Raw genomic sequence first — 22198 nt, 5'->3', positions numbered from 1 at the left:
ACCAATTGAAACGTTTAGGCATCCTCACACTCCAATACTACCGGTTGCTTTTGCTATATAATATAGCATTCACCATTTTGGCTTTGTTGATTTTAATTTTTGATAAAGCAGCTATTAACACCCAAATATTCTTATTTGCCAAAGTAATTGGATTTATTGCCGCGGTAAGCCTCCATCATTTTTCTGCCAAAGAAAATTACTTTTATTTCCGCAACACTGGTTTTGGAATGAAACGCATGGTTATCAACGCATTTGTAATTGACATAACTATCTGTGCATTATTGATCACCATTTTTAAAATATTACTCTATGTGGCCATTAAACTTAAAAACTGATAGCGTCCAGCTTGAATTTGATGGCCGCAAGATCTTGCAGGATATCTATTTGGACTGTAAACAAGGTGAAATTGTGGGCCTGCTGGGGCGCAACGGCTGCGGAAAGTCATCGTTATTGCGTATTATCTTCGGCACTCTTAAACCCGATTTTAAGCATGTAAGCATTAATGATAAGTTTATAATCAAGGGCTATCATGATGCCAGGATAGCTTATTTACCCCAGCACAATTATTTGCCTTACGGCATCAGGTTAAAACATTTGGCAGAAAACTTTATTGACCCTCAGTTTTGGGATGAATTTACCAGCCTTAACATTTATAAAGATCATTTTAATAAAACCGTTGGTCAACTGTCAGGCGGCGAACTTAGGCAACTCGAAACCCTGATGATTGTATACAATAAAGCGGATTTCATTTTACTGGATGAACCCTTTACTCATATTTCACCCGTACAAGCTGATCTTTTTAAACCCATCATCAGAAGATGTGCTCAGCGTAAGGGTTTTATTATTACTGACCACCAGTACAGGAATATTATTGATATAAGCGACAGGATTGTATTAATCAGCAACGGAAGTACCAAACACATTAAAACCACCGATGATCTCATTACCTGGGGTTATGTGAACCATTTGGATTAGTTTTAACCCATAATAATGGCACCGGGGCTAATATAATTACTTACAATCCGTTATAGGTATTTAATATTCACGTAATAAAAAAGTAATTTAGCTTTATCAAGAACATCATTTCCTATGACAATACCTATCTATCAGGCAGACGCTTTTACCGATAAACTTTTTGGCGGCAATCCGGCTGCTATTTGCCCGCTTACCGAATGGCTCCCTGACGAGGTTATGCAAAAAATAGCAGTAGAAAATAACCTCGCCGAAACCGCGTTCCTGGTAAAAACAGGCAGCGGATATAAATTACGTTGGTTTACCCCCGAATACGAAATTGACTTATGCGGCCACGCCACCCTGGCATCTGCACATATACTATTTACCGAACTGGGTTTTGACGGAGATGCCATTCATTTTGAAACCGTAAAAGCTGGAACCCTGATAGTAAAAAGGAATGGTGATAAATATACCATGGACTTCCCGTCAAGGCCTCCTATTCCTATTGAACCGCCTATGGGATTAAAAGAAGCACTTGGCGAAAAAGAACCGGTGGCCTTTTTACGTTCAAGGGATTATTTCCTGGTTTACGAAACTGAACAGGAAATAAAAGACATTACTCCCGATTTTTTCGCACTCTCTAAAATGGACACCGTTGGCGTAATTGTGACTGCCCGTGGTGATAATTCAGATTTTGTATCGCGTTTTTTTGCTCCGGGTGCGGGTATCCCCGAAGACCCGGTTACAGGTTCGGCACATTGCAACCTTATACCCTACTGGGCAAAAATACTTGGCAAAAATGAGCTACATGCGTATCAGATCTCAGCTCGCCGCGGCGAGCTGTGGTGCGAGCTCAAAGGCGAACGCGTACTGATGAGCGGCAAAGCCGTCACTTATCTCAAGGGCGAGATATTTGTTTAATTAATGGCTTTTCAAACCTTTTCCTTAAGCTTAGCCTTCAAAAAAAGTTTAATAAAATCATTTTTTTATGATTACTTTGAAGGTTAAATTTTTGCAAGGACACAACAATATAAATGCAGCTTACCCGCTTAGAAATCAAGGGCTTTAAGAGTTTTGGAGATAAGATCACCATTAATTTTAATGAGGGCGTAACTGCTATTGTGGGGCCAAATGGCTGCGGAAAATCAAATGTAGTCGACTCCATTCGCTGGGTATTGGGCGAGCAGAGTACCCGCATGCTCCGTTCGGAGAAAATGGATAACGTTATTTTTAACGGTACCAAAAGCCGCAAATCAGCCAACCTGGCAGAGGTTTCCCTTACATTTGATAACACCAAAAATGTACTGCCAACTGATTACTCGCAGGTTACTTTAACCCGTAAACTTTACCGTACCGGCGAAAGCGAGTACCGTCTTAATGACGTGCAATGCCGGCTTAAAGATATTACCGACCTTTTTTTGGATACCGGTATCGGGTCCGACTCCTACTCTATTATTGAGCTCCGCATGATTGATGAGATCATTACTAATAAAGAGGGCTCGCGCCGTAATTTATTTGAAGAGGCATCGGGCATCTCCAAATATAAGCTTCGTAAAAAACAAACATTCAGTAAGCTAAAAGATACCGAAGCCGATCTTGAACGCGTGGAAGACCTGCTGTTTGAAATTGAAAAGAACCTAAAAACGCTTGAAAACCAGGCAAAAAAAACCGAACGTTATTACCGCGTCAAGGAGCAATACAAAACACTCAGCATTATGCTGGCCTCCTTCCGTATCGTATCGTTCAGTGAATCGCTAAAAAAAATTGAGGAACAGGAGCAAAAGCAAAAGGCCGAAAAAGGTGGCATTGTAGCCCAGATTGATACCTTAGAAGCTACCCTGCAGCAGCAAAAACTGGATAGCATTACCAAAGAGAAGAATCTTTCGGTTCAGCAAAAAACCACCAACGAGTTTGTTGCAAAGATCAGGGCTTATGAAAGTGAGAAAAAGATCAAGAACGAACAGTTGAAATTCCAGCAGGATAAAGAAGCCCGTCTGACCGAAGAGCTGGAGCGCGACAAAAATCAGCTAAATCACGTACTCTATAATATCAAGCGCCTGTCGGAAGAGAAAGCATTGGAAGATGAGAACCTTCAAACCATCCAAAGCCGGGTAGCCGACTTAAAAGAAGCCGTTGATGAATTAAGGCAACAACAATCCGAAGCTCGCAACGAACTCAGTGAACTTACCACCATCAACACCCGCCTGCAAAATCAAGCCTATAAAGCCGAAAGGGATATAGATATATTACAGATACAGCAACAAGCCCTGGAACAGGAAAGCCAGCGTAACATGGAAGATACTACCAACAAAGAGGTAGAGCTTTCGCACTTTAACCAGGTGGTTGCCGAACTGCAGGCCCGAAAGGAAACGCTTGACGACGAATACCAGCAATCGTTGGAGGCCGAAAATAAACTAAAAGAGCAAATCACCGATACAGATACAGAACTCACCTCGGTTAAGGATACCATTATTAAAGAGAGCCGCAAGCTCGATGCTAAACAAAACGAATATAACCTTACTAAAAGTATGGTTGACAACCTAGAGGGTTTTCCTGAGTCGATACGTTTTTTGAAAAAAAATACCGACTGGGCCAAAAATGCCCCATTATTTAGCGATGTGCTTTTTTGTCGTGAAGAGTTTCGCGTGGCCATTGAAAATTATTTAGAGCCCCTCATGAACCATTATGTGGTTGAAAACTATGATGAAGCTATAAAGGCCATTAATTTACTCAGCAATGCTGCCAGGGGCCGCGCACATTTCTTTATCCTGGATAATTATGATGAGGTAGTCCCTGCCAATCCGGCTTTTGAAAATGCCGGAGCTGTTTCTGCATTAAAAGTGATAGAGGTTGATAAACGTTACGCCAGGCTCTGTAATCATCTTTTGAGAAATGTTTACCTGATTGATGACAATAACGACCAGCAAATAAACAATGCTGCCCTACCTGAGGATGTGGTACTGATTGGTAAAAGCGGCAAGTTCAATAAATCGAAGCATACCATGGCTGGCGGCTCGGTTGGCTTGTTTGAGGGTAAAAGGATCGGCAGGGCCAAAAACCTGGAGAATTTAGCTAAAGAGATCAGGGCTGTTGAAACCTTGATCAGTACCTTAAAAAACCGGTCGGACGAGTTGCAAAACCAGCTTACTGCTTTGAAAGCATCAACCAAGGCAGGTGAGCTGAATGAACGACAGCAGATCCTTAATCGCTTAAATACCGAGCTGATCACTGTTAAAACCAGACAAGAGCAATATCAGACCTTTATTGAAAACAGCCTGAATCGCAAAGAAGATATTGCCCGTAAAATTGCAACCATTACAGATGAAATATTGGCCCTGCAACCGATGTTGGCCGAGCTGAAAACGCAAAAAGAGATACAAAATGATTTGCTGACAGAAAAGCAGGCAGCTTTTAATGAGCTTAATGAGTATGTATCCGTACAATCAAATACCTATAATCAGGAGAATATCCGTTTTCATCAACAACAAAATAAAGTATCGGGCCTGGTTAAAGATCTCGACTATAGAGATACCCAGCTGGAAAGCCTGGAAACCCGGATAAAACAGAACACTATTGAATTTGAAAAGGTAAAAATAGCCATACAGGAAAACCTGAAACAAGCTGACAACTCCGATGAAGGGTTGTTGGAAATGTACGAACAAAAGGAAAATCTGGAAAAGGCCACCCAACAGGCAGAACAGGAATATTACCAATGGCGCGGTACTATAACCGAGAACGAAAATGAAATAACCGCCTTACGCCGAAAGAAAGACAACAGTGAAGTTATTGAAAATGAACTAAGAGAAGAGCGCAATAACCTTAAGCTGGAATTGAATGCCTTAAAAGAACGATTATCTGTTGAGTTTAATATTGATATTGAAGAACTACCCGAAACCGAAACACCACTTGGCGAAAGCGAACATGACCTGCGCGAAAAAGCTGAAAAGCTAAAAAAACAACTGGAAGATTTTGGGGCCATTAATCCTATGGCGGTTGAAGCCTATAATGAAATGAATGAGCGCTACACCTTTATACAAGGACAAAAGAAAGACCTTAGTGAAGCCAAAGCATCGTTACTGGCCACCATACAGGAGATTGATGATACCGCGAAAGAAAAATTTATGACCGCGTTTATTATGGTACGTGAAAATTTCATTAAAGTTTTCCGGTCGCTGTTTAACGAAGAGGATTCCTGCGATCTGGTATTAACCGATCCAAACCATCCGTTGGAGTCGGATATAGATATTATAGCTAAGCCAAAAGGCAAGCGTCCGCTATCAATCAACCAGCTATCAGGGGGCGAAAAAACGCTTACCGCTACAGCTATCCTGTTTTCGCTTTACCTGCTTAAACCCGCGCCATTCTGTATTTTTGACGAGGTTGACGCTCCGCTGGATGATACCAATATTGATAAATTCAATAACATTATCCGCACTTTCTCCAAAGACTCGCAATTCATCATCGTATCACACAATAAAAGAACCATAGCCAGCACCGATGTAATTTATGGTGTAACTATGGTTGAACAAGGTATATCGCGCGTTGTGCCGGTTGATTTACGAGAACTTGCGGATTAAAGATTTTTTCCTATTGGATCACTCTTTTAATTTCTCCCAGGCAGTTTAATAAGCATACCGTGAAATTTACGCTCGTTTGTTTTTACCGCCAAGGCATTCTTTTGTGCTGCAGACATGGTTATACCGGCAGATAAACTTTGGATCTTCACTGTAGAACTTGCAGGATATTTATTTGATTCAATATAGGTTAATGCATCATGTAACAACCCTTCTTCCTCATCTCCAAAGTTTTTAGTTAAATCGTCAGAGTCATGTTTTCCGGCATATACACCGCCGTTAGGGGTTGAACCTTCGGGGGTCATTCCAACATAGTAACCACCTTCACCCGCAGAGTTTTTCGTCTCAAACTCAGGTGTAAACAAATAATAACCATTTATAACCAGGTCAGATATAAATCCAACTGGTTTACCATAGGTGGTTTCACCAATTAGTTGCACATCCATTTTGGGCCGTAAATTATTTATGGTGAGTTCGCTGGCCGATGCGGTATTACCGGTTACAATAAAGAAAACGCGGTTAACATTTAAACTTCCCTTTTTTGAAAATTTTTCTATCTGGTCAGCATTGGTTGATTTAAAGTAGCCGGTTGGCAAATTACCCAGCTTTGCTTTCAATAACGGATACTTGTCATTTTGCATATTAGCAGTCCAATAGGTGGTATTCATTACACTACCGCTCGCTCCTGACGGAACAAGGAGATTTGATAAATAAGCGCTTGTTTCTACATAACCACCACCGTTGTAACGCAGGTCAACAATTACATCAGTAACTCCCGCGCTCGCAAATGAAGTGAATACCGCGTCGAGCTTGGGCTGCGCGTTGGCTAACGAAGTAAAGCTGCTAAAAACCACATAACCCGCAATTTTACCATTGCTAAGCTTATAGGTTTTATAAGTAATAACCGGATTGGTAGTGTAAGATTTGGCCGTAAGTTCTTTGGTTACCGTTGTACCATCGGCCTTTTGTATTTTTAAAGTGATTGTACTACCATTATCCACAGCATTACTAACAAATTTATAACCGGCATCATTTGCCGGATCGTTTTTATTGGTAATGTAGATAGCACTGCCTGAGCTTCCGTTGATAGCAACGATTTCATCCCCGCGTACCAGGCCTGCGGCGGCGGCAGGCGAACCGGCGTATACCAAACTTACCCTGATGTCTGTATAATCCCTATAAAAATAGTTAAAACCAAAATCGCCTTTGACGCCGTTTAATTCATCATTTATTGTACCATCATCAATAAATGAATATTTTGAGGTGCCAGGATTGAAATCATCATATTCATATGATCTGTTTCCGTTCAGTGGGTTTTTTGTAAGTTTGGTATATCCATAAATTTCACTTGTAAGGGCGTCAAGATCTGAACTTCCGGTATATTGTCTGGGATTAAATGCATTATAATCAGGTATAACGCTGTTCCAATAATAATCCTCCTTGGCAAACATGTATACAGAATCTTCTGTTAATTGCAGCTTTGTAGGTTTAGTGTCTGTCTTATCCGGCCCTTTGTCTTTTTTACAAGCCGATATAGCAGCAACTGAAAAAATGAATATGAAGTAAAATAATTTTTTCATATAAGATCAATTTAATTAGTTAACGCCATATAAATAACTATGTTACAAGCCGATTACAAAAAATTATCAATGTTAACAAAATCTAAACCAACAGCCTCGGCGCATAGCCTGTCAGTTTCTGAATTTTCTATCATCATGATATCCCTTCGCTGTAAATCGTGCTCTTTCATTAGCAGATGTATCACATCCGGTTCCGGTTTGGGAGTTGTTTCTTCAGCAAAATAGCATATAAGGTATTTTTCAAGGCCATGCCATTCCACCTGTTTAATTTTATTTACCTGCTGCTCTACATTTCCGTTTGTTACAATAAATAACTTCTTCCGGTCAATAACAATTTCTTGTAATAAGGTAAGTATATTTTGATACAACAACAACTTTAACGGCAGCTTGGCAGTTATCAGCAGGCTTTCAAAATTAGCTCTGTATTTGTCGGCTATAGGAAATTTTTCGGCTACACGGTCAAAAACAAACTGTTCTCCTTCTGATACATACGTAGCTGTCATCAAATTGGTTGTTTGTTTGGCGTCAACAAGCTCGGTATATTCCAATAAATTGGCAAACAGGTAATAAACCTGATATAAATAATCCTTTTGAGGATAAAGAACATCATCCAACTCAAAGATGAAGGCGTTCTTACGCTTATCAATATCCCTATAATTCATTTCCTTCGGCCACAATTTTTATATTATATTCATTAAACAAGGTTTCGGACTGCAGTATGAGCTCTTTTTCCTCTAACCTGAATACATAAACTACTTCAATATTCATATCTAAACACAATGTTAGCATTTCGTGAGTATAGCTTACTGACTTTGGGTCAGGCAGGCGGATCATTTTACCTGGTTTTAGCATAAAATCGGGCAGATCCATATAATCGCCCATAACAATATTTTCATTATTTAACCGGCTTTTCAATTTATAGGCCGGCGCGGAGTTTGCCGCAGTTATCAGTACATTCACGTTATTTTACAGTGCAGTTTGTTGAACAATTAAACCATCTTTCATTAAAACTGTACGGTCCGAAAGATTAGCAAGATCTTCATTATGCGTAACAATTACAAACGTTTGGTTAAAGTCATTCCTCAACTTAATAAATAATTCATGAAGTTCCAGGGCGTTAACCGAATCAAGGTTACCCGATGGCTCATCGGCAAATATTAACGAAGGTTTATTTATAAGCGCGCGAGCTACCGCTACCCTTTGCTGTTCACCTCCGGATAATTCATTGGGTTTATGATTGACCCTATCCTTTAAACCAAGCAGTTCCAGTAATTCCGTTGCTCTTTTTTCAGCATCAACACGTGCCGTTCCTGCTATAAACGCGGGAATGCACACGTTTTCAACAGCATTAAATTCGGCCAGTAAATGGTGAAACTGAAATATAAAACCAATTTTACGGTTACGAAAATCGCTTAAACTCCTGTTATTAAGCTTGCTCAACTCTATATTATTAATAATCAGTTGCCCTGAATCGGGCCTGTCCAAAGTACCTAAGATGTTAAGTAAGGAGCTTTTTCCGGCACCTGATGCACCAACAATGGTTACAATTTCGCCCTGCTGTACCTCAAGATCAACGCCTTTTAATATTTGCAGCTGCCCGTATGATTTATGAATAGAAGTGGCTTTTAGCATTTTACAAAGTTAGTTTTTTTAGTATCAAGTAGCGAGTTAAACCAGTATAAGTAACTGGCACCAGGTACTAGACAACTGCAATTGATTGTTAAAGCCGTTTATTAAAAATCTTGATACTGATATGTGCTATTTGTATTGTAAAGACAATGTTAATAATCAAGATACCGTCAAATAAACTCCAATTACCTCGTGAACCTTTAAAACAAAATTGTAGATTTACCGCAAATTCTTCAAATAACATGAATATTCACGAATATCAGGGCAAAGCCATATTAAAGAGCTTTGGCGTTAGAGTTCAGGAAGGCATTGTTGCCGATACTGTTGAGCAGGCGGCAGAGGCTGCCTTAAAATTGAAAGAAGACCTGGGATCAAGCTGGGTAGTAATAAAAGCGCAGATACACGCTGGTGGCCGTGGTAAGGGCGGTGGTGTAAAGCTTGCTAAAAATCTTGATCAGGTTAAAGAACATGCTGGCAACATTATCGGCATGCAATTAGTTACCCCCCAAACCGGACCAGAAGGTAAAAAGGTAAAGAAGATTTTGGTAGCACAAGACGTTTATTATCCGGGCGAAAGTGAAACCAAAGAATTTTACATGAGTGTTTTGCTTGATCGTGCTAAAGGCCGCAATATCATTATGTACAGCACAGAAGGCGGTATGGATATTGAGGAGGTTGCACACTCAACCCCTGAGTTGATATTTAAAGAGGAAATTGACCCTAAAGTTGGCTTACAAGCTTTTCAAAGCCGTAAGATCGCGTTTAATTTAGGCTTATCTGGTGAGGCGTTTAAGGATATGACCAAATTTATAGCTGCATTATATAAAGCATATGAGGCTACAGACTCTTCACAATTTGAAATTAACCCTGTATTAAAAACATCTGATAACAAAATTTTGGCTGTTGATGCCAAAGTGAATCTTGATGATAACGCGTTATACCGCCATCCGGATTATGCGGCCATGCGCGATACTGATGAGGAAGACCCTACCGAAGTTGAAGCAGGTAAATCAAACTTAAACTATGTGAAGCTTGACGGTAACGTAGGTTGTATGGTTAACGGTGCTGGTCTGGCTATGGCTACCATGGATATCATTAAACTTGCTGGTGGCGAGCCTGCTAACTTCTTAGACGTTGGCGGTACTGCTAACGCGCAAACAGTTAAAGCCGGTTTCAATATAATCCTGTCAGATCCTAACGTAAAAGCTATTCTGATCAATATTTTTGGTGGTATAGTACGCTGCGACCGTGTAGCTCAAGGTGTTATTGATGCCTACAAAGAAATTGGCAACATCCCTGTGCCTATTATTGTACGCTTACAAGGCACAAACGCCGAAGAAGCTAAAGAACTGATTGATCACTCAGGATTAAAAGTATACTCGGCCATCTTATTAAAAGAAGCTGCCGAGAGAGTAAAAGAAGTATTGGCTTTGTAAATAACAACGTTATATATTGCAAAAGGGGAAGTTTTCACTTCCCCTTTTCTTTTATCGCGTTTTTTGCCTGAAACCTTGGTTAATTTGTATGAGCCAGGATTTTTGGGGTTAAAGATTACTACGATAATATCAAAGAAGTTGTTAAAATCCTTTAATCTCAAAAGTCTGTTCAACCCGGCTCAAACAAATATCAACTCATGTACGAACTCACGTTGCTGTAATCAATATTGGTTACGGTACTATAATCAGGTATAAAGGTATCCTCACTGCTGATAGCCATATCAAGCTCAAAACTTGAGGGGTAAGGTGTATTTAGTAAACTCCCTTTGGGAATATAAGGAAATAACTCACCATAGGTTTGTATCTGGCTATGGTTTATACGCCGATATATGAACATCCGATGCAAGTCACAGGGTTTGGTTAAGCCCGCCGCTCCTATCATTTGTATGGCGCTGCTAACTGTTTGTTTGTGAAAATTGGCTACCCGGACCTTTTTATCCTCAACCACCAGGCCACGCATCAGGCTTTTGTCTTGGGTGGCAACGCCTGTAGGGCAGGTATTCATGTTGCATTCCAGTGCCTGTATGCAGCCAAGTGCAAACATCATTCCACGGGCGCTATTGCACATATCTGCACCCAGGGCAAAGTTCTTTACCAGGTCAAATCCTGTAGCTACCTTACCCGAAGCAATAAGCTTAATGTATTTTTTTATATCGAAACCTGTTAATGCGTCATAAATAAAAGCGAGTGCTTCACGCAAAGGCATTCCAACCGAGTTCGAAAACTCTAAAGGAGCTGCACCCGTACCACCCTCGCCACCGTCAACCGTAATAAAGTCAGGATAGATACCGGTTTTAACCATAGCCTTGCATATAGCTAAAAACTCGCTCTTATGACCAACACAAAGCTTAAACCCTATTGGCTTACCGCCAGACAGATCACGCAGCTTCTTAATAAAATGCATTAAGCCAATAGGATTGTTGAAGGCGGTATGATATGGCGGCGATACTACGTCCTGCCCCATTTCCACCAGTCTGATCCGGGCAATTTCAGGCGTAACCTTGGCGGCAGGCAAAATGCCTCCATGACCGGGCTTCGCACCTTGCGAAAGCTTTATCTCGATCATTTTCACCTGCGGTAAAATGGCCCGTTGTGCAAAGGCTTCATAATCAATAGTGCCATCAGTGTGGCGGCAACTAAAGTAACCGGTACCTATCTGCCAAATGATGTCGCCACCGGGCTGTAAATGGTAATCGCTTAAACCGCCTTCGCCTGTATTATGTGCAAAATTATCAAGTTTAGCACCTCCATTTAAAGCAAGGATAGCATTCTCGCTCAATGATCCGAAACTCATGGCAGATATGTTATAGACACTTGCCATATAAGGTTGACTGCAATCGGGGCCGCCTACTTTTACTCGTGGCGAAAGATCAAGCTTATGATGATCGATGGCTGCAATACTATGGTTTAACCATTCATAACCGTCTTCATATACATCCAGTTCGGTTCCAAACGGGCGGGTATCATCAACCTTTTTTGCACGCTGGTATATAACACTGCGGTTTTGCCTGTTAAATGGAGTCCCATTGGTATCGCTCTCAATAAAATACTGATATATTTTAGGACGAAGCTCTTCCATCAGAAACCGAAGGTGACCAAATACAGGATAATTACGCACAATGCTATGCTTTTTTTGAACCAGGTCATAAAAACCTACAGCATATATAGGTACTACAATAAGGAACGACCATGCGGCAGGCTTCCATATCATAGTCCATGCAATGAGCAGGGCAAAAACGATAACAAATGAGGTGATGAAAAGCTTTTTCATAAAATGATTACTTAATATAAAAATAACCTTTAAAGGTAAACAATAGCACAATTGTATGGTTAAACTTATAACTCAATGTCGGAGAATTGTAATTAAATAAAAATACATGTTTAAACATGTATTTTCTTATTATATTTGTATCAACAAACAAAACAAAAAAAATCATGGCAACAGAAACAGCAACAAAATGGGTTATTGACCCTATGCATTCCGAAGTACAATTTAAAGTAAAACATTTAGTTATTTCAACAGTAAGCGGCTTTTTTAAAAGCTTTGAAGGCGAGCTGATCACCGATAATGATAATTTTGAAAATGCGGAAATTGATTTTTCGCTTGATATTAACAGCATTGACACCAACCAAAGCCAGCGCGATGAGCATTTAAAATCGGCTGAATTTTTTGACGCGGAAAAATATCCAAAGATCAGTTTCAAATCAACGTCATTAACTAACACTGACGATGATGAGTATGAATTAAAAGGCAACCTGACTATTAAAGATGTAACCAAACCGGTAACACTTAAGGCGGAGTTTGGCGGTTCGGCTACTGATTTTTATGGCAATACTAAAGCAGGTTTTGAAATTTCAGGAAAAATTAACCGAAAAGATTTTGGATTAACCTGGGATGGCGTAACCGAAGCCGGTTCAGTTGTGGTAGGCGAAGATATAAAGCTATTGATCAACGTACAATTTGCTAAACAAGCTTAATTGTTTTAATACTGTTGCTGTGTTTTAACATTTAAAATGCCGGTGTTGTTATTTACGTAACAACACGGCATTATTGAAACCTCAACATATTTAAACACATTAAATACAAAAGTCACTTGCCACCGGCAGGTGACTTTTGTATTATACGCTGTATTGACGTTTTTACTTAGTATTTAAATGTCATTTTTCTAAACCAACTTATAGGTATATTTGTCTTAATTTATTATGCTTATTAAAATATATCCAGAAAACCCCAATTCCAAAGCTATTGAACAGGTGGTTGATGTATTGCGTAAAGGCGGCCTTATTATCTACCCCACTGATACCGTTTATGGTTTAGGCTGCGACATTACCAATCACAAGGCTATTGAAGCCATTTGTCAGATCAGGAATATCAAACCCGAAAAGGCTAATTTCTCTTTTATATGTTATGATCTGAGCCATATATCTGATTATATTAAGCCGATTGACAATACCACCTTTCGTGTGCTCAAAAAAGCTTTGCCAGGGCCATTTACCTTTATATTCAACGCCAGCCATATGGTACCTAAATTATTGAGCTCCAATAAAAAAACGGTGGGTATCAGGGTGCCGGATAACAATATAGCCCGCGAAATTGTAAGGGTGCTGGGTAACCCCATCCTATCAACCTCAATTAAAGATGATGATGATATAATAGAATATTCTACTGACCCTGAACTGATACATGAGAAATACGAAGACCTGGTAGATATTGTGATCGACGGAGGTTACGGTGATAACATCGCGTCCACCGTTGTCGACTGTACATCAGGCGATTTTGAGATCATTCGTGAAGGCAAAGGCGAACTGGAAATGTATTTGTGATTTATCTGGCAAATGATCTGTCAAACGAATGTTTTTTTCAACATGCTTGTCGCATAACAGAATCTCCGCTCCGTTCTTATCTAACAAGGTAAGTTATAAACGTAAAAGTTTATCCTGAGCGAATAGAAGGTCTATTTGTCAATAGATTCTTCGCTCCGCTCAGACAAATTGAATTTTTAAATCCTTATTCCGAATATACGCTCCCTACCATATCGCGCAGGTTGTAGCCCGATGCCATTACTTCGCCATAGGCTCCGGCCGTACGTACTGCTATCAGGTCTCCGCGGAATGACTCGGGCAGGTCAACATCTTTTTGAAAACAGTCAGTGCTTTCACAAATAGGGCCAACAACATCGTATTTTAAGCTATGAGTATTCATTTTTGAATCCCGGCTTAAATTTTCGATCTGGTGATAAGCCTGGTAAAGCATAGGCCGTATCAGTTCGGTCATGCCTGCATCCAGTATTAAAAAATTCTTCTTAAGTCCATTTTTAACATACAATACCCTTGATATAAGCGAAGCGCTTTGAGCTACCAGGGCACGGCCAAGTTCAAAATGTACTTCCTGACCCGGTTTAATATTTAAAAAGCTTTTAAACACCTGGAAGTAGTTTTCAAAATCGGCAACGTTATTATCAGGGCTATGATAATCAACCCCAAGGCCTCCGCCGGTATTTAATACCTTAACCTGAAAGCCATGATCTTCAAACCAATCCTGCATTTCGTTAATACGGGTGCACAGGCTTTTATACACTTCCAGATCGGTAATTTGCGACCCAATATGAAAATGGATACCTAAAAACTGTAAATTGCGGCATTGGCGCAAAGCAGCGGCCACATCTGGCAATTGCCAGATATTAATACCGAACTTATTCTCGTCAAGCCCAGTAGTAATAAAATGATGGGTATGCGCGTCAACGTTAGGGTTGATGCGGATAGCTACATTGGCCTTTTTACCTTTGGCTGCTGCCAGTCCATCAATAATGTTCAGCTCTTGTACCGACTCCACATTAAAGCAAAAAATATCAGCATCAAGGGCAAGGTTTATTTCCCTGTCTGATTTGCCTACGCCGGCAAATACAACCTTCGTTTTCTCAAAACCATGGTCAATAGCCGCCTTTACTTCGTTACCGCTTACACAATCGGCACCAAATCCAAAGGATTGTATCATATCAAGCACTTTGGGGTTAAAGTTTGCCTTCATGGCATAATGTACATGAAAGCCATGTTTAGCCGAGGCGTCGCGGCAAGCGTCAAGTGTGTGACGCAAGACCTCCATATCATAATAATAAAATGGGGTTTCTAACTGCTTAAATTTATTTATATTAGCTGTACTGAACATTGTAATGATTAATAATCCGTTTATTATATTATGCGTGTCCGTTTCTTTACTTGCCGGACTTTTGTCCTGCTATAAATTGTACCACGACAGAAAACTTACTTTAAAACTCCTGATTTTAAACACCGGCATCGCGGTTTTATTGGCCGCCATCGGTATTTGTTTTTTTCTAAGGTAAAGGCCTGCCTGTACCCGGAAAAATCCGAAATCGAAATTCCGAAATCCCCAATCTCTTAAAATAACCTGTTATGCAGGCTCCTCAGGATCTCTATCTTATCTTCGGTTTTTACCAATATTGATAAGTTGTGGTCGCTGCCGCCATATGATATCATCCTTAATGGAATGTGTTTCACCGCTTCCAATACACGTGCCGCGTAACCATGTTTTTCGGCACCAAAATCCCCAACAACACAAATGATGGTATGATTAACATCCAGGTCAACAGAGCCAAAAGCGGTGAGTTCTGTAGTTATCTCGCCCAGGTAGGTAGTGTCGTCAATGGTTAATGATACCGCCACTTCTGATGTAGTGATCATATCAATAGATGTTTTATAACGCTCAAATACTTCGAATACTTTCCTCAGGAAGCCATGAGCTAATAACATGCGGCTTGATTGAATCTTAATGGCGGTAATACCGTCTTTTGCAGCAATAGATTTGATCTTATCCTTTTCGCTGGTATTGGTGATCAGGGTACCCTTGGCCTCCGGATCCATCGTATTTAGCAGGCGTACCGGGATCTTATATTTTTGAGCCGGGAACACGCTTTGCGGGTGAAGTATTTTTGCCCCGAAATAGGCAAGCTCAGCAGCTTCATCAAATGACAGCTGCGCAATAGGCTGCGTGCCTTTAACAATCCGCGGATCGTTGTTGTGCATACCATCAATATCTGTCCATATCTGCACTTCTTCGCTCCGGATGCCTGCTCCTATTAATGAAGCGGTATAATCGCTGCCGCCGCGCCGCAGATTGTCAATTTCGCCAAAAGCGTTGCGGCAGATGAATCCCTGGGTAATAAATAAATTAACCTCAGGATGTTTATCCAGCAGCGGAGTTATCTTTTCGGTAATGTAGTCAACAATAGGTTCGTTGTCCTCATCTATCTTCATAAAATCAAGCGCGGGTAACAAAACCGATGGCACACCAATCTCTTTCAGATATACGTGATACAGCGTGGTACTTAGCAGTTCGCCTTGTGCCAGTATGATCTTTTCTTCAATAGATGTAAACAGGTCATTAGCGAGGTTACTAAGCAATGCAAAATGATAGTCAATTACTTCCTTGCCTTGTTTTAAAAATTCATCGGTAGCAAACAGTTCTTTTATAAACAGTTCATACTTATCCTTCAAGATATTGATCAGTGTAATGGCCCTGGTCTTATCGCCGGTTAAATAGGCTTGTCCAATCTCAACCAGGCTGTTTGTGGTGCCTGATACTGCCGACAGCACAACGATCTGCCTTTCGGTGGGTTTGATAATGTCGAGCAGGTTTTTCATACGGGCGGGGCTTCCCACTGATGTTCCGCCAAATTTTAAAACTTTCATTTTTTGTTACTGTTAGCCATAAAGTAATTGATAACCATGTATCAATATTTGAGGCGCTAAAAATAAGATTTTAAAACGCTTATAGCCTAAGATGTATGAAAATTAAATTGGGCTGCCACCAAAAGGCGAATTAAATCCGGTATCTGTCCCTTAAAAAGCCTCATTTAGGCCCAGGAAAAATCCTTTGGAGCCGTATTTGCCAAAAGCGTAATCAAGGCATAAATTAGTGCGCGTAACTTTGTTAAAAAGCACACGTAAGCCGGCTCCCCCGCCTGGCTGCCACACCTGGAACAGCTTGGTACCCAGTTCGTCATTAGCGGTTTGCAGGTTAAAAAAAGTAACACCGCTTATAAACTTGTTCCTTAATATCGGGAAACGGTATTCAACTTCCGAATAATTATACTTTGTGCCCTTAAAGTAGGTAGAGGTATATCCCCGGCCACTACGGAAGCTTCCGTCACGCCCGGTACCCGGCAACTCCAGGTATGGCAGGGCGCCGCTAACTAAATAGGAGCCCCAGTTCCAGAACGCGATAACGTGCTCAGGACTATGTTCAGACAGGCTGAAATATTTCCTAAAATCGGTAGTGAATTGTACGGCACTTTTAGTGCTTCCCATCCATGTTTGATTAACCCGCACGCCGGCATCAGCATAAATACCTTTATAAGCGCGGTTCTGATTATCGCGGGTGGTGTATTGTACATTAAAAAGCAGGCCATTAGCAGAGTAGCGATCTTGTGGAAACCCGTACCGCTCATTATAGATACGGGATGGGGTTAATTTATTGGTGGTATCCTTAGCTTTAATATTCCTCCTGATATCAAATGATACTCCGGCACCTACAAAAAGGTTTTTTTGCACTTCTTTGTATACCTTTTCTCTGAAATTAAAATACAGCGAACGCAGCACATAGCCTTTGCGAGCGGGATTAGTCAATATCCGGTCCTCCGTGCCTTCACCAGCCGCGTGGCCTATGCCTATGCCAAAGTCCGGGGTAACGGTTTTGGCGGCTACCAGGCTACCCTGAAAGTTCCACTTGTTGCCCGGGGTATATACATTATGATTCACATAAAAATAAATAATGCCCTTTGTTGTTATAGAAGCCGATGTAGCAGCAACAGATAACAGCGTGTTGGGGTCGGTCCCCAATTTTTTACCCGCTACCGCTTTAATTCCAATCTGCGCACCTATGGTTGGGTTTGAAGCCACATTAGGTATAACAGTGATCCCTGATTTTTTGTGAAGCGAGTCGGGCTTTTTGCTCGGATGAAAAATGTTCCTGCTCAAATCGCCTATATCGTACTGTTTGTATAGGGTATCCGTGGGGCCTTTTTGAATTTTAACGTTGTTATGCAAAGAATCGGCCTTCAGGGAATCGGTAGGAGTAGTAACCTGGGCATAGGTAAAATAATGGGTATTGACTATCAAAAGGAACAATGAAACCCTCAATAATATATAAAACTTTCTGTATGATGATATATGCTGCGTTTTCAGAACGGTAAATATTTAATTTGTAATTTAATTACTTGCCTATTTAACAAACAAGGCACATTTTAAACCCTGAGATCCGTAAAATGTTTTAGAGGAACAGTCCTTTGTTTGCTACTAAGCCTCTTAAACCGGTGAAGCAAACTATAATGGCTGCAAAATTGACTACTCCGTACTAACCTGCCTGATCTGCAGTGTAAAGGAGCCCAAGGTGTAGGTGTAATACTGGGGTTGTACCTGCGTGCCTACAAATTATGAATATAAGAAAGCATTAACCCAACTGAGAAATATGAGGCATTGGTATTTATTGGATTGCCGCCCAAAACATTATTCTCGTTCGGATCATCAAAATTAATATACTGTTTGTATTTATTGGTTGCGCCGTAAGACAGTAACAGGCCGGTACGGAAGTTAAATTTTCTTTTTTTAAGATTAGCGCCTACCTGGCAGTGGTAAATGTTGTAATAGGCTGTATTACTGGCGTGGCCGTCACTATCCTTATACAAACTATTGTCGGCATAACTAAAATTGGTATGTAATGACAGAAAGCCGGTTACATCAGGCTGCAGCAAATAACTTGCCCCAATACCAAAATTGAACACCGATTTCCTTGCATCCTTAAACTTTAGTGACGATGAAGTAGCAAGATCGGGAATATCCCCTCTTATAAAACTTTCATCGCGCGGGGTTATCAGGTTATATTCATTCATCTTATTAAAATACTCTGCGGCCAAATAAATTTGTCCGTTTTTTAAATCATAGGCATAGCCAAAGCCTAAGCTCACGGGCATTTTAAAAGTGGCCTTAAGTTTTTCTTGTCTGGTGTTGGCTAAAACATTAAGCGTATCGCTGGCAAATCTTATATTATTGGCCACAATATCACTCAGTATGTTGGCGTTACCAGCTACGTGCAACAGCGGTGATGAAATGGTGAGCCCCACGTGGCTCCTGCCTGCGTCATATGATAAACCGCCTTTAAACCTCACTCCCGCGTGAAAATAAGATGCGAGGTATGATTCTTCTGCATTGGCAATTGATGGCAAACTTAAACCACCAGAGTTGGTGTTATATAATGCCCTTGAACTGAAATCAGAATTGAAACTTTGTTTGCGCAACTGCCCCTCAGCAGATACTCCTGCTGCAAAATGATCTGATACTTTAAAACCCCCGCTTATAATGCCCGAAGTTTCATTGATACTATTCAGTCTTTTAAACTGTCCCAGAAAAGATTCATTACCCGGACTATATGAATCATCAAGCACGTTGAACCTGCCATCACGCTGCTGTGTGGCCTGGTAGCTCATCACCGGGTTATGAGTAAGGGCGTACCCAACAGTAAAAGGATGTTTGCCCTTCAAAGTTATAGTTGCCGATATCATTTGCGGAATAACACTTGCAGATGTTGATTTAAGATTGAGCCCTGTACCTACACCATTCTTGATTTTGATATTGCCATACTGATAAATGGACCCGCTGATGGAGGCCGAACTTTTAGTGCTGTAGGCCAGCAAAGCCGGGTTTAAAAACATTACCCCGCTGTCGCGGTTAAAAGCGATCACCGCTCCCGGAGTTAAGAAACCGGCGGGGTTATAACTCGACGACCAATAGTTTGCATCCTGTGCCTTTACGCCCTGCAGGAGCGCTACGAGGCACAAAAAAGTGATAAAAATTTTTGACATAGGCTTATTTTTCCACATAAAAATATTATAATTTCACACAAGGAAAAAATATTTCGTTCATATTTTTTTAATCTACAGTCACTTATGTAAACTATTATTGATATTAACCTCTTGCTATGAAATTTTTTACCGCCATTACAATAATTATTTGCTTATTGCTTATATCAGGTATTAACCGTCTTGGGGCTCAAAGCCTGAGCTTTAGTCAGCCGCTTAATTTTTTACCGGCAGCCCATACCGATAAAGCCATTGATATCACCAATTTCAAAGGCGGATATTTTGTCACCTGGAAAGATGCCGGTGTTACGGGAGGTATTAACGTGTGTTATTTAGGCAAGCAGTATGATACCAGGTTTTCACAGAATGAAGCGACTGCCGGTACAGAAAAAAGTGCTTTTGCACCTGTTTTAAGAGTGATCAACAACCGTATCTACGCTTTATGGATCGGTATTGATGGTACATTGAAATATATAGTTAATAACAGCGATACTACCTTTAATACACAAAACATCAATACTGCAGCTTTTAAAAATCCACAAAGGCTAAGATCGGGCATTACGGCAACAACCATACATGGCCGACTTATGATTGCATCACATGCTGACAATAAAAATGAAATGGTAGTAGCTTTAATTGATGCCGATGACAACGGCATGCTTAAACCATCAGTTTTGCAAATCGTACCTGATAAAAAAAGCGATGAATATCCTTTTATAGTTACCCTGAATAATAATATGGTCAGAATATGCTATAAAGATTATAGCGACCAGGGCATTTACTTTGCTGATCTGAACATAGATACCGGGGTATGGACTAATCAGGCGCCGGTTTCGGGGTCAAAAACAAAAGTATCTCCCGCCGTTTATCATGCGTTTAATACAACCCGCCTGTTTTATATATGGAAAGGCAATAAAAAAGACAATCGCATTTATTACGCTACCGATAATGAGCAAAACAAGCCTGTAAATGATTCTGCTTTACCCGATTATTTTAAAACAGCGGTACCGGTATCTATTTGTAATGTAGACGCCAAAAAGTTCATCATGGCTTTTATTGGCGAAGACCAAAAGTTTTACCTGAGCTATTTTACCAATTATAACCCCGCCAATTGGATGGAAGATACGCTGTTCCCGGCTAAGGGAAACTTTACTTTGAAGGATATTGTGATTCCCGGTTCTCACGATGCAGGCATGTCGGCCTTAAACGGCACAGGTGGCACACAAGGCAGCTCTATCAATCCTTGCAATACCCTCACTCAAACACAAAATATAGGCAAACAATTAAACGCCGGTATCCGGATGTTTGATCTGCGGGTAGGTTTATTTCATAATGCGATCTATACCAAACACAGTTCGTCTGACTGTATGGCCGATGCTGTTGGCGGTGGTTATGGTGAACGTTTCAAGGATATACTTGATTCTGTTAAAACTTTTCTTGATCGTCATAAAAAAGAGTTCATTATTTTAACATTCAGTCATTTTTGCCCCACAGAGGCGTCCGCAGGGCATGTAGCCGATACCATTATTCGCGTGCTTGGTAAAGAGCATATTTACAATAACCAGTCAAAAAGTATTGATCAGATTAAACTGAATGACCTGGCGGGTAAGGTGATCGTAACTTTTGAGCAATATGCCCGTGCTGATAAACTGATCGATTCAAACACGATTGCTGATAAAGCAAAAACCTTTCTTAATTTCCGCCGCGCCTATGCTGCTACCAACCTGATTAATAAGTTGCTGGCTCGGGAAGAACTTTTCTTTAAATCGATGAAAAACGGTGTAAACAACAACGACTTGGTACGGTTAGACTGGCAGCTTACCCAAAGTGGCGACGAAGCTGCACTCATATGTAATGATTTTCAAAACGAGAAAGTAAGCCCGGTAATTAATGGAATGATGCTACTTACCAACGTGATCAAAAAGAACCAAAGTATAACAGACCTTGCCATATCCGGCAATAAATACCTACCGGCCAAAGTTAATGAATGGATAAGCAACGGCACTATTAACAAAGCTAACAAACCCAACATTTTATATATTGACGCGGCAGGTGCCTGGATAACCGATTATTGCATTGAACTGAACGGAACGCCTGTTTATAATTGATTAATGCAAAATGGCCACTGGCCCTTAAATCCCATCGGAAGCTTGGGTGTATCAGGTAATAATGGCAACACCTGCCTCTTGATTTTTAAGCAAACTTATCTTAGCTTTAAGTATTGTTTATTAAGATAAAGATAAACACATGAAACCAATTATCACCCGTATATGGCATGGTACAACAAGGGCTGAACATGCCGACATTTATTTAGACTATCTCGAGAAAAGCGGTATCCCCGATTACAAAAACATCGACGGTAATTTATCGGCAGAGGTTTGGCGACAGATAACGGGTGATGTTTGTCATTTTTGGACTGTTACCAAATGGGACTCATACAATAGCATAAAAAAATTTGCCGGTAGAGATTATGAGAAAGCCCGCTACTATCCAGATGACAAAGATTACCTGCTTGATTTTGAAGAACAGGTAGAGCATTATGAAACATTTGAGTATTAAATTGTCTGAACCGGGATGAAGCGGATTTAGAAATT

At 40.6% G+C, this 22198-nt stretch carries 18 protein-coding genes; 9 read left to right on the top strand and 9 right to left on the bottom strand.

The features are described from left to right. The first annotated feature begins 5 nt into the window (after nucleotides 1-5). The 4 genes from J2W55_RS03220 to smc all read left to right on the top strand — a co-directional run bounded on the left by J2W55_RS03220 (nucleotide 6) and on the right by smc (nucleotide 5531). Nucleotides 6-335 carry a hypothetical protein gene (locus J2W55_RS03220; RefSeq protein WP_310091875.1) on the top strand — a complete coding sequence of 110 codons (330 nt, stop codon included), beginning with the start codon at nucleotides 6-8 and terminating at the stop codon, nucleotides 333-335. Beyond that, nucleotides 310-975, top strand: coding sequence for an ATP-binding cassette domain-containing protein (locus tag J2W55_RS03215; RefSeq protein ID WP_310091873.1), 666 nt, complete (start codon nucleotides 310-312; stop codon nucleotides 973-975). Before J2W55_RS03220 ends, J2W55_RS03215 begins: the two co-directional genes overlap by 26 nt. Nucleotides 976-1089: 114 nt before the next feature. Next, entirely contained in the window at nucleotides 1090-1875 is a 786-nt protein-coding gene (locus J2W55_RS03210; protein WP_310091871.1) for a PhzF family protein, read from the top strand. Nucleotides 1876-1988: 113 nt separating this feature from the next. Beyond that, a complete protein-coding gene (gene smc, locus J2W55_RS03205) occupies nucleotides 1989-5531 on the top strand; it encodes a chromosome segregation protein SMC (RefSeq protein WP_310091869.1) in 3543 nt (1180 codons plus the stop codon). A 26-nt stretch (nucleotides 5532-5557) separates the two neighbouring features. Here the strand turns inward: smc and J2W55_RS03200 are convergent, their stop codons facing one another. The 4 genes from J2W55_RS03200 to J2W55_RS03185 are packed head-to-tail and all read right to left on the bottom strand — an operon-like array spanning nucleotide 5558 to nucleotide 8740. Continuing rightward, nucleotides 5558-7108, bottom strand: coding sequence for a S41 family peptidase (locus J2W55_RS03200; RefSeq protein WP_310091867.1), 1551 nt, complete (start codon nucleotides 7106-7108; stop codon nucleotides 5558-5560). Between the two features lie 53 nt (nucleotides 7109-7161). Then, entirely contained in the window at nucleotides 7162-7770 is a 609-nt protein-coding gene (locus J2W55_RS03195) for an HAD family hydrolase (RefSeq protein ID WP_310091865.1), read from the bottom strand. Beyond that, the gene (locus J2W55_RS03190; protein WP_310091862.1) at nucleotides 7760-8068 is read right to left on the bottom strand and encodes a hypothetical protein; all 309 of its coding nucleotides are present in this window, start codon (nucleotides 8066-8068) and stop codon (nucleotides 7760-7762) included. The genes J2W55_RS03195 and J2W55_RS03190 overlap by 11 nt, the downstream gene beginning before the upstream one ends. Nucleotides 8069-8074: 6 nt before the next feature. Then, nucleotides 8075-8740 carry an ABC transporter ATP-binding protein gene (locus tag J2W55_RS03185; RefSeq protein WP_310091860.1) on the bottom strand — a complete coding sequence of 222 codons (666 nt, stop codon included), beginning with the start codon at nucleotides 8738-8740 and terminating at the stop codon, nucleotides 8075-8077. 239 nt (nucleotides 8741-8979) lie between these two features. On the opposite strand from J2W55_RS03185, the gene sucC reads away from it, so the two are divergent. Continuing rightward, nucleotides 8980-10173, top strand: coding sequence for an ADP-forming succinate--CoA ligase subunit beta (sucC, locus tag J2W55_RS03180; RefSeq protein WP_310091858.1), 1194 nt, complete (start codon nucleotides 8980-8982; stop codon nucleotides 10171-10173). Nucleotides 10174-10363: 190 nt separating this feature from the next. On the opposite strand, the gene J2W55_RS03175 is transcribed toward sucC, so the two are convergent. Continuing rightward, on the bottom strand, nucleotides 10364-12004 hold the full coding sequence (locus J2W55_RS03175; RefSeq protein WP_310091855.1) for an FMN-binding glutamate synthase family protein: 1641 nt from the start codon (nucleotides 12002-12004) through the stop codon (nucleotides 10364-10366). A 164-nt stretch (nucleotides 12005-12168) separates the two neighbouring features. On the opposite strand from J2W55_RS03175, the gene J2W55_RS03170 reads away from it, so the two are divergent. Then, nucleotides 12169-12711 carry a YceI family protein gene (locus J2W55_RS03170; protein WP_310091853.1) on the top strand — a complete coding sequence of 181 codons (543 nt, stop codon included), beginning with the start codon at nucleotides 12169-12171 and terminating at the stop codon, nucleotides 12709-12711. A gap of 225 nt (nucleotides 12712-12936) precedes the next feature. Continuing rightward, nucleotides 12937-13557, top strand: a complete 621-nt coding sequence (locus J2W55_RS03165) for an L-threonylcarbamoyladenylate synthase (protein ID WP_310091851.1) — start codon at nucleotides 12937-12939, stop codon at nucleotides 13555-13557. A 184-nt stretch (nucleotides 13558-13741) separates the two neighbouring features. Here the strand turns inward: J2W55_RS03165 and lysA are convergent, their stop codons facing one another. The 4 genes from lysA to J2W55_RS03145 form a co-directional block, all read right to left on the bottom strand. Further along, on the bottom strand, nucleotides 13742-14908 hold the full coding sequence (gene lysA, locus J2W55_RS03160; protein ID WP_310093467.1) for a diaminopimelate decarboxylase: 1167 nt from the start codon (nucleotides 14906-14908) through the stop codon (nucleotides 13742-13744). Nucleotides 14909-15129: 221 nt separating this feature from the next. Continuing rightward, the gene (locus J2W55_RS03155) at nucleotides 15130-16440 is read right to left on the bottom strand and encodes an aspartate kinase (protein ID WP_310091849.1); all 1311 of its coding nucleotides are present in this window, start codon (nucleotides 16438-16440) and stop codon (nucleotides 15130-15132) included. Nucleotides 16441-16590: 150 nt separating this feature from the next. Beyond that, the gene (locus tag J2W55_RS03150) at nucleotides 16591-17868 is read right to left on the bottom strand and encodes a BamA/TamA family outer membrane protein (RefSeq protein ID WP_310091847.1); all 1278 of its coding nucleotides are present in this window, start codon (nucleotides 17866-17868) and stop codon (nucleotides 16591-16593) included. Nucleotides 17869-18173: 305 nt separating this feature from the next. Further along, nucleotides 18174-19607: a hypothetical protein gene (locus J2W55_RS03145; protein WP_310091845.1), complete on the bottom strand. Its 1434-nt coding sequence runs from the start codon at nucleotides 19605-19607 to the stop codon at nucleotides 18174-18176. A 116-nt stretch (nucleotides 19608-19723) separates the two neighbouring features. Here J2W55_RS03145 and J2W55_RS03140 point away from each other — a divergent pair, with 116 nt between their 5' ends. Continuing rightward, entirely contained in the window at nucleotides 19724-21712 is a 1989-nt protein-coding gene (locus tag J2W55_RS03140) for a phosphatidylinositol-specific phospholipase C domain-containing protein (protein WP_310091843.1), read from the top strand. A gap of 139 nt (nucleotides 21713-21851) precedes the next feature. Next, entirely contained in the window at nucleotides 21852-22163 is a 312-nt protein-coding gene (locus J2W55_RS03135; RefSeq protein ID WP_310091840.1) for a hypothetical protein, read from the top strand. Nucleotides 22164-22198: the final 35 nt, after the last annotated feature.

The organism is Mucilaginibacter pocheonensis, from assembly GCF_031456535.1.
GTDB classification, from domain to species: Bacteria; Bacteroidota; Bacteroidia; order Sphingobacteriales; family Sphingobacteriaceae; genus Mucilaginibacter; species Mucilaginibacter pocheonensis.
This window is presented reverse-complemented; position numbering and strand designations above follow the sequence as displayed.